Origin of the sequence: Kineococcus sp. G2 (assembly GCF_037154035.1) — a bacterium.
Classification (GTDB): Bacteria; Actinomycetota; Actinomycetes; order Actinomycetales; family Kineococcaceae; genus Kineococcus.
The window spans coordinates 1-11,830 of sequence record NZ_JBBBEM010000031.1 but is presented as its reverse complement, the minus strand read 5'-3'; the positions used below and the strand labels follow the sequence as shown (position 1 = coordinate 11,830).

Here is an 11,830-nt window from a genome sequence, read left to right as displayed (position 1 = left end):
CCCCCCCCCCCCCCCCCCCCCCCCCCCCCCCCCCCCCCCCCCCCACGACCGGGTGAACCTCAGATGTCAATGTAACTTCTGCTTATCGAGGGTAAAAAACCTCAAATCACTTCGAGGTGCTGCGGAACGGGGGAACCTGGAGCACCAACCCCCGGCCGCTCTCCCTAGTCTGCGCAGGTGCACGCTCCCGAACACGGCGCCCGGCGGCTGTACCGCGGCGGCGCCGTCTACAGCCCCGCGGACCCCTTCGCCACCGCCATGCTCGTCGAGGGCGGCACCGTCGCCTGGGTGGGACCCGACGAGGCGGCCGGTGCCTGGACGCGGGGGGACGAGGAGGTCGTCGAGCTCGACGGCGCGCTCGTGACCCCGGCCTTCGTCGACGCCCACGTGCACCTGACCGAGACGGGCCTGCGCACCGCCGGGGTGGACCTGTCCGCGGCGCGATCGGCGGACGACGTGCTGAGCGCGGTGGCCGCCGCGGCGCGCGCCCGGCCCGGGGAGCTCGTCACCGGCGCCGGCTGGGACGAGAGCCGGTGGGCCGTCCCCGACCTGCCCACCCGCGCCCAGCTCGACGCGGCCGCCGGCGGCGCCCCCGTGCACCTGTCGCGCACCGACGGGCACAGCGCCCTGGTCTCCACCGGGCTCGCCGCGCGCGCGGGTCTGCCCGCGGCCGGCACCGGGGACGGGCAGGACGCGCTGGTGCGCGGTGCGCAGCACCAGACGGCGCTGGCGGCCCGCTGGGCGGCGCTGAGCCCCGCAGCGGCCGACGCCGCCCGTCGCACCGCCCTGCGCGCGGCAGCCGCCGCCGGCATCGGCACCGTGCACGAGATGTCCGCGGCCGCGTTCGGGCCACCGGGGGACCTGGCCGCCCTGGTGGCGCTGGCCGGCACCGGCGTACCCGCTGACCGCGCCGCCGGCCGCGAGCCGCTGCCGGAGGTGGTGCCGTACCACGCGCAGGCCGTCACCGACGCCGACGAGGCCCGGGCCGTGCTGGACGCGTTCGCCGCCGACGGCGTGGTGCTGGCCGGCCTGGGCGGGGACCTGTCCGTCGACGGCTCCCTGGGCTCGCGCACCGCCGCCCTGAGCCAGGACTACGCCGACGCCCCCGGCACCCGCGGCAGCCTGCACCTGGACGCGGACGCGGTGCGCGCGCACCTGCGGGCGTGCACGGCCGCCGGTGCGCAGGCCGCCTTCCACGCCATCGGCGACGCCGCCCTGGACCTGCTGGCCGGAGCGCTGCGGGCGGTCGCCGACGAGCTGGGGGCGGCTGCGGTCGCCGCGCGCGGGCACCGCGTGGAGCACGCCGTGGCCGCCGGTGCCGACGTGGTCGCCGTGCTGGCGGCCCTGGGGGTGGGCGTCTCGGCCCAGCCCGCGTTCGACGCGGCCTGGGGCGGGCCGGGCGGTCTGTACGAGCGCCGGCTGGGCCCGGCGCGCGCCGCGGCGCTGCACCCCTTCGCGGCGATGGCCGCGGCCGGGGTGCCGCTCGCGCTGGGGTCGGACACGCCGGTGACCCCGTTCGATCCGTGGGGGGCGGTGCGCGCCGCCGCCTTCCCGCACCGCGAGGAGCACGCGGTGTCGGTGCGGGCGGCGTTCCTGGCCCACACGCGCGGCGGGCACCGCCTGGCCGGGCGCGCGCACCCGGGAGTGCTGCGCCCGGGTGCGCCGGCGACCTACGCGGTGTGGTCGGCCGGGGACCTGATCGTGCAGGCACCGGACCGGCGCCTGTCCGGCTGGAGCACCGACGCCCGTTCGGGCACCCCGGGCCTGCCGGACCTCTCCCCGGGCGCACCCGCCCCCCGCTGCCTGCGCACGGCGGTCGACGGCGTGCTGGTGCACGACGCCCTGAGCCGCTGACGAGCCCGCCACCGGGGTCCCAGCGGGGTCCCAGCGGGGTCCTCGGCGGGTGCGCGCCGCACGGCGGCCACGCACCGGACACGAGCGCGCCGGGCGCCCGACACGCCGCGGCCGGGTGCGGATCGGCGGCGCTCGACGGTGCCCTGACCTGCGCAGACGGGCGTCGTCGCAGGTCAGGGCCAGGTTGACAGCGCAGCGTGTCCGAGTAGCTTCATCAAGGCAGCCCACGACGGGGAAGCCGGCCGGTCCGGCCGACCACGCGCCGCCGCAGCCGCACCACCTGCGACGGCGGGTGCCGGCCGACCGGCCGGAGTGGGCGGGGTCGGGTCCGCGCGCCCTTAGACAACGGCGTGCACCTCGTAGCCGACGGGGTGCACGGCGGCACGAGGGGCGCGGCGGGCCCGACCTGTTCGCCGACCCGAGCGCGTCCGCGCCGACCGCGCCGACCGGGGGGACCCGGTGCGAACCGGGTGCGACCCGGTCGTGCGCGCGGACGCGTACCCTCGAGCGGTGCCCCGCATCCCGCGCCCCACCCCGGTGAGCACCCCGTCGCCGAGCCCCGCCCCGCTGGTGTCGGCGCTGCTGGCGGTGATCGGCGGCCTGGCCGTGTGGGCGGCCTTCCCCGGTGCGCTGAGCGCCGCCGGCTGGTGGTGGAGCGCCCCGGTGGGCGTGGCGCTGCTGGCGCTGGCCACCGGTGGCGTGCGGGCGCGTCGCGGCGCGCTGGCGGGGTTGCTGTTCGGGTGGGCGTTCCTGGTGCCGCACCTGGCCTGGAGCGGCACCTACGTCGGGCTGCTGCCCTGGACGGCCCTGGCCACGGCGTGCGCGGCGTTCTACGCCCTCCTGGGGGCGCTGCTGCCGCGCCTGCAGCGCGCCCGGGCGCACCTGGGCCCGCTGGCCGTGGCCTGCGGCTGGGTGGGCGTGGAGGCGCTGCGGGCGCGGGTGCCGTTCGAGGGCTTCCCGTGGGGCCGGCTGGCGTTCTCCCAGGCCGACGCCCCCACCGTGGCGCTGGCCGCCCTGGGCGGTACCGCCCTGGTCACCTTCGCCGTCGCCCTGGCCGGTGCCCTGCTGGCCGCGGGCGTGCGCGCCCTGCTGCGCCTGCCGGCCCCGCCCGGCGCGGTGCGCGGCACCCCGCGGGTGCTGCCCGCGGCCGCCGCGGTGCTGGCCGCCGCCGCCGTCACCGCCGCCGGTGCGCTCGTGCCGCGGCCCACCGCCGCCGAGGACGGCACCGTCCGGGTCGCCGCCGTGCAGGGCAACACCCCGGAAGCCGGCCTGGACTTCAACGCCGAGCGCCGCGCCGTGCTGGACAACCACGCCCGCGCGACGCGGGCGCTGGCCGAGCAGGTCGCCGCGGGCGAGGCGCCCCAGCCGGACCTGGTGCTGTGGCCGGAGAACTCCAGCGACATCGACCCCTACGGCAACGCCGACGCCGAGCGCGTCATCGAGGGCACCGTGCAGGCCGTGGACGCCCCGGTGCTGGTGGGCGCGGTCGTCGACGGCCCCGGCCGCTTCGTGTCCAACACCGGCCTGCTCGCCACGCCCGAGGACGGCCTCGACGGAGCCATGACCGACCCGGGCCGCCACTACGTCAAGCAGCGCCCGGCGCCCTTCGGCGAGTACGTGCCGTACCGCTCGTTCTTCCGGACGTTCACCGACAAGGTGGACCTGGTCACCCGCGACTTCGTGCACGGCGACTCCGTGGGAGTGCTGCGGGTGCCGCTGGCCGACGGGCGCACGGTGCCAGTGGGCGACGTCATCTGCTTCGAGGTCGCCTTCGACGACACGGTCCGCGACGCGGTGCGCGCCGGGGCCCGGTTCCTGGTGGTGCAGACGAACAACGCCACCTTCGGCTACTCCGACGAGGCGGTGCAGCAGCTGGCGATGTCGCGGTTGCGGGCGGTGGAGTCCGGGCGCGCGGTGGTGCAGATCTCGACCGTGGGCGTCAGCGCGCTGATCACCCCCGACGGCACCGCGCACCAGGAGACCGAGCTGTTCACCACCGCCGTCCTGCAGGGCGACGTGGTGCTGCGATCGACGCAGACGCTCGCCACCCGCCTGGGCGCCGCACCGGAGCTGGGGCTCAGCGCCGCGGGAGCGCTGTTGCTGCTGACCGCGCGGCGCGGTCCGCGACCGGCGCGCGGGCGGGGCGGTCGCGCGGGCACCGGTGGCGGCGCGTCCACCGCCCGGCGCGCCGGCAGCCCGGTGACGCTGTGAACCTGCCCGTGGGACCCGGCTCCCAGCCCGGTCCCCGGCCCGGCGCTCACCCCGGAGCGCGCGCGGCCGGGCGGCGAGCGCACCACCGGGTCCTCGCGGTGCTGCTGGGCGTGCTGGTGCTGCTGGCGGTGGAGGTGTGGCTGCTGGCGCAGCTGTCGCACCTGATCACGGGGGCCGGTGTGCTGGCGCTGCTGCTGGTGGAGACCCTCGCGGGCGCGCTGGTGCTGCGCCGCGCCGGCCGGCGCGCGCTGGGGGCGCTGCGCACCGCCGCCCAGCCCCTGCCGGGCGCCTTCCCCGGTGCGGTCGCCGGTGCTCCGGACGCGGGCCGGATGGGTGACGCCGTCCTGGTGGGGGCCGGGGGAGCGCTGCTGGTGCTGCCGGGGGTGCTCAGCGACGTCCTGGCGCTGGTGTGCCTGCTGCCGCCGACCCGGGCGCTGCTGCGCCGGCTCGCTGTGCGCCTGGTGCGCTCGCGGGTGCGCCGTGCGCTGCGCCGGGCGGGGCTGGACCCGGACGCCGTCCCGGGCGCGCACCCGGGCACGGGGCGCTACGGGCCGCACGGGCCCGTGGTGCAGGGCGAGGTGGTGCAGGAGGGCTCCGTGGACGGCGAGGTCGTCGAGGGCGAGCTCGTCGACGACGGTCACGACGTGCCCGGCGGGTGGCAGCGCCGCCACCGCGGCGGGTGAGCCCGGCCGGTGCGGCACCCCCCCGGAAACGCAGCGGGGCCGGCCCACCGTCGCGGTGGGCCGGCCCCGTCTCGCCGGTGCGCTGATCAGGCGCTGCGCTTGATGAGCTCCCGGCTGCGCAGCAGCTCCAGGCGCTCGTCCAGCAGGACCTCCAGCTCGGCGATGGTGCGCCGCTCCAGGAGCATGTCCCAGTGCGTGCGCGCGGGCTTGCCGTTCTTCTTCTCGGGGGCTTCGGTGTCGGTGCGCAGCGCCTCCGCCCCGCAACGGCACTCCCACAGCGCGGGCACGTCGGCTTCCAGCGACATGGGCACCACGGTGGTGTGGCCGTTGGGGCAGTGGTAGCTGATCTGCTGGCGCTCGGCCAGTTCGACGCCGGACTCGCTCTCGAGGCTGGCGGCCCCGAGCCGGGACCCCCGCAGGTTGCGCTCGCTCATGTGACCTCCCCACGTACGGTTCCCTGCCCTCCCGCGGACCCGGGGGGAAGGGGACTCGCCGGGTAGAACGCCGCACGAGGGGTGCCTGTTCCGGTGGGGAGTCGGCGAACGTGTGGAGGTCGTGTGCGCAGCGGAGCGAGAAGGTGACTGAAGGTGATGTAGTTGTGGCCGCACGTAGCGCGAGGTCACCCCCTCAGCGCGGTGCCACCGCCACGACCGGCTCGACCTGACCGGCCTGCCGGGCCCCCGCGGCCACGTCCACCCGGGCCAGCAGCCACGCACCCACCACGAAGAACGCCAGCAGCGCCACCAGCGCCGGCCGGTACGAGCCCGTCAGCTGCGCGACCAGCCCGAACACCAGCGTGCCCAGCCAGCTCGTACCGCGCTCACCCGCCTGGTACAGGGCGAAGTACTCCGCCTCGGCGCCCACGGGCACCAGCCGGCTGAACATCGAGCGGGCCAGCGCCTGCGTACCGCCCAGGACCAGCCCGATGAGCACCGCCAGCGCCAGCCACGCCCCGAACGCCCCGCGCGGCACCGCGAACGCCGCCAGCACGACCACCACCCACAACCCCAGGCCGCCCAGCACGGCGCGCTGGGCGCCCACCCGCCGCGCCGCCCAGCCGAACGCGAGCGCCCCGCCGAACGCCACGCCCTGCACGATGAGCACCGTCGTGATCAGCTGCGCCGAGCCGAAGCCGAGCTGCTCCTGCCCGTACACGCTCGCCGCCGCCACCACCGTCTGGATGCCGTCGTTGAACACCCAGTACGCCAGCAGGAAGCGCAGCGCCTGCGGGTAGCCGCGCAGGCCCCGCAACGTGCGCACCAGCTGCCGCAGCGGCGCCACCACCGCACCGGCGCGCCCGCCGCCGGTGCGAGCGGCCCCGTCCACCGGCACGGCCCGCGCAGGCAGGTGCCGCAACCCCAGCACCGGCACGAGCGTGAACACCCCCCACCACAGGCCCGCCGACGCCAGGGACACGCGCACCGCCCCCTCGTCGTCCAGGCCCAGCGCGCCCGGGGAGGACACCACCGCCAGGTTCGCCCCCAGCAGCAGGAAACCCGCCAGGTAACCGGCCGCCCACCCGCGCGAGGAGACCGCGTCACGCTCCGCGGGGGCAGCCACGTCGCACAGCAGGGCGTCGTTGACCACGCTGGAGGCCGTCAGCGACAGCGTCGCCACCACCGCCAGCAGCACCCCCAGCTCCCACCGGTCCCCGCCCAGGGCCACCATCGCGGTGCCCGCCGCGGCACCGGGCCACGCGAACGCACCCAGCAACCGGTTGCGGCGGCGCACCCGGTCCGCCAGCGCCCCGGCGAACGGCAGCAGCAGCGCCGACAGCAGCGTGGCCACCGTCGTCGTGTACAGCGCCAACGAGCCGGGGGCCACCTGCACGCCCAGCACCGACAGGGTGCGCGTGCAGCCCTCGGTGACCGGCCCGCACGCCGCCCGGCGCGCCAGCACCGTCAGGTACGGCGCGAACAGCACCGTCTGCGTCGTCGTCACGTACGCCGAGTTCGCCCAGTCGTACACGTACCAGCTGCGCCGCACCCGCCGCAGCGGCGCAGGCGCCGACACGGCCGCCGGGGACGGCGGGCCGGGGGCGGGACCGCTCACGCGGGCACCCACTGCCCGCGCGCCAGCAGCACCTCGCGCAGCACGTCCGCCCGGTCCGTGATCAGCCCGTCCACGCCCAGGTCCAGCAGCGCGTGCATCTGCACCGCCTCGTCCACCGTCCACACGTGCACCTGCGCGCCCGCCCGGTGCACCGCGTCCACGAACGCCTCCGAGACGACCACCACCCCGCGGTGGCGCACCGGCACCTGCACCGCGTCCACGCCGGCGAGGGCCGCCCGCACCAGCGCGGCGCGGCGCGCGCGGACCCCGGCCAGCGCCGCCGTCGTCAGCGGCAGGCTCGCGGAGGTCGCCGGCACCACCCCGGCCGCGTCCCGCCCCGCCTCCGCCAGCGCTGCGCGCCGGCGCCGCTCACCGAACGAGGTCAGCAGCACCCGGCCGTGCGCGCCGGTGCGGCGCAGCACCTCCCCGAGACCCTCCAGGGCGGCGGGCGTCTTGACGTCCACGTTGAAGCGCGCGGCGGGGAAGGAGGCGAGCACGTCCTCCAGCAGCGGCACGCCCTCTCCGCCGGCCACGCGCGCGCGGCGCACCACGGACCACGGCAGCTGCGCCAGCCGCCCGGACACGTCGCTGACGCGGTCCAGGCGCTCGTCGTGGAAGGCCACCAGCCGCCCGTCCGCCGTGGCGCGCACGTCCGTCTCCAGGTACCGGAAGCCCAGCCGCACCGCGGCCGCGAACGCCGCCGTCGTGTTCTCCCCACCGCGGGGGGCGAACCCGCGGTGCGCCACCGCCAGCGGGCCGGGGTGCTCGCAGAACGGGTGGCGCGCCGGTGGCCTCGGCACCGCACCCGCGCGCGCCGAGGGCACCCGCGCGGAGGGCGCCGGGGACGGCATCAGCCGACGTACTCCCAGTGCCACGGCTCGAACTGACCGCCGCGGTTCTGCGCCCACCCCGGGTTGATCCAGCCGTACAGCGCGGCGTTGCGGTCCATCCACGTGTGCTCCGCCGAGGAGGCGCTCTGGATGCCGCCGCCCAGGTCCACCGCGATGCCCAGCCCGTGCCGGCTGGTGCCCGGCCGCGCCGCCAGGCCCGGCTTGCGCCGCGCCACGTCGATCTGCCCCGCGAGCGTGCGGTAGGAGTCAGTCACCGAGATGGGCTTGCCGAACTGCGCGGCGAACGCCTCGCTGAGCCGGTTGAAGGCGGCGGCCGCGTCAGCGCGCAGCACGTGGCCCGGTGCGTCCCACAGCGAGCACAGCGCGCTGCGCGGGATCAGCCCGTTGGCGTACCCGGCCGTCGACGCTCCCGTGCACTCACCGACCGGCCCGACCAGCTCGCCGGACACCGACGTGCCCGACGACGCCGCCGCCGCCGCTGCGGCCGCGCGCGCCTCCGCCTCGGCCTTCGCCTTCTCCAGGTTCGCCGCGCGCTGCTCGTCGGTCAGCGCCGCACCCGCCGTCGTCTGCTGCAGCGTCGCCAGCGCGGCGACCTCGTCGCGCTGGCGCGTCACGAGCGCGTCGGCCTCCTGCTTGGCGGCCACCGCCAGCTCCGCCTGCCTGCGCGCCTCGGCGGCCGCCGCCTCCGCGCGCGCGGTGGCGTCCGCCTGGACCCGCTGGGCCTCCTGGTAGGCGTCCACCGCGCTGCTGCGGCCGTCACCGATGCGCTTGACGGACGCCAGCGCGCTGGCCGTCTCGTCCGTCGGGGTCTGCTGCAGCGCCGTCACCAGGCTCGAGTACTCCCGCAGCGACCCGCCCTCGCGGTACGCCTGCGAGGCCCACTGGCCCAGGTCCTTCTTGCCCTCCGCCAGCGTGGCCTCGGCCTCGGCCAGCCGCTGGCGCTGCGCGGCCTCCTCGGCCACCGCGGCGGCCTGCGCCTCCATCGCCGCCTGGTACCGCTCCAGCGCCGCACCGGCCTGCGCGGCCAGCGCGTCCAGCGCGGCCTGAGCCGCCGCCAGCTGCTCCTGCGCCGAGTCGGCCGCCGCCCGCGAACGCTCCGCCGCCTCGCGCGCGGCCGCCAGCTCCTCGGCCGAGGGGGCCTGCACGGCACCCACCGGGGAGGCCACCGCCGCACCCTGCGGCACCCCCGCGACCAGGCAGCCCGCCCCCAGCGCCGCGAACGCCAGCAGCGCCACGGGGCGACCTGCGCGCCGGCCGGAGCGGACCGGGCCGGGGGTGCGGCGGACCGCGGGGGAGGGGGCGACGACGTCGCGGGAGGGCATCAGCACGATCAGCACGTCCAGGGGGTCGGGGGCGCGGGTCTGGTCAGCGAGCGGACTCGGTCGGCGGCGGGCACCTGGCGGGTCCCGGTGCGGTTGCCGCACCGGTGTGGAGGACCCGTGCAGGTCCGTCCGGCCGGGAGACTACCCCCCGCGGTGTCGACACCTCGACCACCGACACGAAGCTGTGGACACCTTTTGTGACTGCTTTCACACTCACGGCTACCGACGGTCCCGCCGCGCACCCCCACCGCGCCCCGTCCCCGCAGCTGGCAGAGTCGCACCGTGCACCCCGGCCGAACGACACCCGGCCCCCCCGGCCCGACCGGCCCCGCGGGCGCACCCGTGCCACCGCCCGGCACCCTCGCCGCCGTCGCCGCGGCCGCGGCCGACGACGCCGGCGGCGTCGACCCCGCCCTCCTCGGCGACTTCCTCGACGCCGTCTGGACCGCCGTCCTGGACCGCCGCCGACTGCCCGCCCACCGCACCGCCCGGTACCGCGCCGTCGGCGAGCGCGCCGCCGGCGCCGGCGTCGCCCTGCGGGCCCTGCTGGACCTCTACCTCTCCGCCGCCTGGCGCCTGTGGCGGCACCTGCCCCCCGTGGCCGGCGCCGCCGCGGGCGCCGACCCGGGCGCCGTCGTCGACGCCGGGGAGGTCCTGCTGCGCGCCTCCGACGACGCCGTCGCCGCCCTCACCGAGGGCTACCAGCTCGCCCGCCGCCAGCTCGTGCGCCGCGAGGAGTCCGCCCGCCGCGAGTTCGTCGACGACCTGCTCACCGGGACCTCCGACGTCCCGGGCCTGGTGACCCGCGCCCAGCGCTACGGCCTGGACCTCGCCGCGCCCCACACCGTCACCGTCGTGCGCGCCGGCACCGCCTACACCGAGGGCTCCGCCCTCCTCGCCACCCTCGAACGCCGCCTGCAGGGCAGCACCGCCGACGCCGACGCCCTCGTCGCCACCAAGGACGGCGCCATCGTCGTCGTCTCCGCCGCCCCCGACCGCGAGGCCGTCCGCCAGGTCCTCGAGCGGCTGCGCACCGTCCTCGGCCCCCCCGACCGCACCGGCTGGCGCGCCGGCGTCGGCCGCCCCGGCACCGGCGGCGGCGCCGTCGTGCAGTCCTACGAACAGGCCCGGCGCGCCCTCGACCTCGCCCGCCGGCTGCGCTGGAGCGACCCCGTCGCCGACACCGCCGACCTCGTCGTCCACGAGGTCCTCCTGCGCGACCGCGCCGCCGCCCGCGACCTCGTGCGCACCCTCCTCGAACCCCTGCGCCACGTGCGCGGCGGACCCGAACCGCAGCTGCGCACCATCGAGGCGTACCTCGCCGCCGGCGGCAACGCCACCGAGACCGCCCGCCGCCTGCACCTGTCCGTGCGCGCCGTCACCTACCGCCTGACGCGCCTGCGCGACCTCACCGGCGCCGACCCCACCGACGCCGCCGGCCGGTTCGCCCTGCAGGCCGCCGTCCTCGCCGCCCGCGCCCTCGGCTGGCCCGACGACACCGAGACGTGACCCGCCACCCCCTTCCTTGCCGGTGCTCGGCAAGGAAGGGGGTGAGAGCTCGTCCACCTCCCGACCCGCCGGAATCCGCCGACTGCCCGCACCATGGAGGGGGAGCCCACCACGCCCACCCCGGCGCGGCCGAGGCACACCGAACACGCACCGAACGACACGCACCGAACTAGGAGGCAGTTGGTGGACCTCAACCTCGACGTGCCCCTGTGGGCGTGGGGGGCGTTCGCCACGGTCATCGTGGTGATGCTCCTCGTCGACCTGCTGGGCCACCGCGGCGCCCACGTCATCGGGTTCCGGGAAGCAGGGATCTGGAGCGCCGTCTGGGTCGCCATCGCCCTGGTCTTCGGCGGCATCATCTTCGCCGTCTACGGCGTCGACGCCGGCACCGCCTACACGACGGCGTGGCTGCTCGAGAAGAGCCTGTCCGTCGACAACCTCTTCGTCTTCGCGCTCATCTTCGGCTACTTCAAGGTGCCCCGCGAGTACCAGCACCGCGTGCTGTTCTTCGGCGTCTTCGGCGCCCTCGTCTTCCGCGGCATCTTCCTCGGCCTCGGCGTCGCCATCGTCGAGCGCTTCACCGCCGTCCTCTTCGTCTTCGGCGCCATCCTGCTGTGGTCCGCGTGGAAGATGCTCAAGGACGACGACGAGGAGATGGACCCCAGCCAGAACTTCGGCGTCCGCCTCCTGCGGAAGATCATCCCCCTCAAGGACGAGTACCACGGCCAGAAGTTCTTCATCAAGGAAGCCGGCAAGCGCTTCGGCACCCCGCTGCTCGCCGTCGTCGCCGCCATCGAGGCCGCCGACCTGCTCTTCGCCGTCGACAGCGTCCCCGCCGTCCTCGCCGTCACCAGCGACCCGTTCATCGTCTACTCGTCCAACGCCTTCGCCATCCTCGGCCTGCGAGCGCTGTACTTCCTGCTCTCCGGCCTCCTGGAGCGCTTCCACCTGCTCAGCAAGGCGCTGGCCTTCATCCTCGCCTTCATCGGCGTGAAGCTGTTCTTCCAGGCCGGCCACGAGATCATCAGCCCCGCCATCCCGCACGTGCCCACCTGGCTCAGCCTCGGCGTCATCATCGTCTCGCTGACGCTCGCCATCGTCCTCAGCCTGCGCAAGCCGGCCCCCCACGTGGAGGCCGAGGAGCGCGACCCGGCGCGCGACCGCGAGCAGGACGAGCTCAGCGCCACCGCCGGTGACGGTGCCGACGGCACCGTGGACGGCACCGCCCCGGGCAGCGCGGACGGCGCCGGTCACAGCGCCACGGGATCCCGTGCGACCGGTGGCGACCGGCGACCCTGACCCTCGCGCGAGACCCGGGGGCCGGCACCGCACCGCGGTGCCGGCCCCC

At 77.2% G+C, this 11,830-nt stretch carries 9 protein-coding genes; 5 read left to right on the top strand and 4 right to left on the bottom strand.

Annotated elements, in window-relative coordinates; translation table 11 throughout:
* Positions 1-177: 177 nt before the first annotated feature.
* The 3 genes from V9U69_RS06900 to V9U69_RS06890 all read left to right on the top strand — a co-directional run bounded on the left by V9U69_RS06900 (position 178) and on the right by V9U69_RS06890 (position 4,748).
* Positions 178-1,854, top strand: coding sequence for an amidohydrolase (locus V9U69_RS06900; RefSeq protein WP_337060700.1), 1,677 nt, complete (start codon positions 178-180; stop codon positions 1,852-1,854).
* A 510-nt stretch (positions 1,855-2,364) separates the two neighbouring features.
* Positions 2,365-4,065, top strand: a complete 1,701-nt coding sequence (gene lnt / locus V9U69_RS06895; RefSeq protein ID WP_337060699.1) for an apolipoprotein N-acyltransferase — start codon at positions 2,365-2,367, stop codon at positions 4,063-4,065.
* Entirely contained in the window at positions 4,062-4,748 is a 687-nt protein-coding gene (locus tag V9U69_RS06890; RefSeq protein ID WP_337060697.1) for an FxsA family protein, read from the top strand. Before lnt ends, V9U69_RS06890 begins: the two co-directional genes overlap by 4 nt.
* Positions 4,749-4,834: 86 nt before the next feature.
* Here the strand turns inward: V9U69_RS06890 and V9U69_RS06885 are convergent, their stop codons facing one another.
* From V9U69_RS06885 to V9U69_RS06870, 4 genes are all read right to left on the bottom strand, one after another.
* A complete protein-coding gene (locus V9U69_RS06885; protein WP_242124666.1) occupies positions 4,835-5,182 on the bottom strand; it encodes an RNA polymerase-binding protein RbpA in 348 nt (115 codons plus the stop codon).
* A gap of 193 nt (positions 5,183-5,375) precedes the next feature.
* Complete coding sequence (locus V9U69_RS06880) at positions 5,376-6,800, bottom strand: MFS transporter (protein WP_337060695.1); 1,425 nt, start codon at positions 6,798-6,800, stop codon at positions 5,376-5,378.
* Complete coding sequence (locus tag V9U69_RS06875; RefSeq protein WP_337060693.1) at positions 6,797-7,651, bottom strand: glycerophosphodiester phosphodiesterase family protein; 855 nt, start codon at positions 7,649-7,651, stop codon at positions 6,797-6,799. Before V9U69_RS06875 ends, V9U69_RS06880 begins: the two co-directional genes overlap by 4 nt.
* Complete coding sequence (locus V9U69_RS06870) at positions 7,651-8,988, bottom strand: M15 family metallopeptidase (RefSeq protein ID WP_337060691.1); 1,338 nt, start codon at positions 8,986-8,988, stop codon at positions 7,651-7,653. The genes V9U69_RS06875 and V9U69_RS06870 overlap by 1 nt, the downstream gene beginning before the upstream one ends.
* A 327-nt stretch (positions 8,989-9,315) precedes the next feature.
* On the opposite strand from V9U69_RS06870, the gene V9U69_RS06865 reads away from it, so the two are divergent.
* Both V9U69_RS06865 and V9U69_RS06860 read left to right on the top strand, forming a co-directional pair.
* Positions 9,316-10,482: a PucR family transcriptional regulator gene (locus V9U69_RS06865; protein WP_337060690.1), complete on the top strand. Its 1,167-nt coding sequence runs from the start codon at positions 9,316-9,318 to the stop codon at positions 10,480-10,482.
* Positions 10,483-10,728: 246 nt separating this feature from the next.
* On the top strand, positions 10,729-11,781 hold the full coding sequence (locus V9U69_RS06860) for a TerC family protein (RefSeq protein ID WP_442907644.1): 1,053 nt from the start codon (positions 10,729-10,731) through the stop codon (positions 11,779-11,781).
* Positions 11,782-11,830 lie beyond the last annotated feature (49 nt).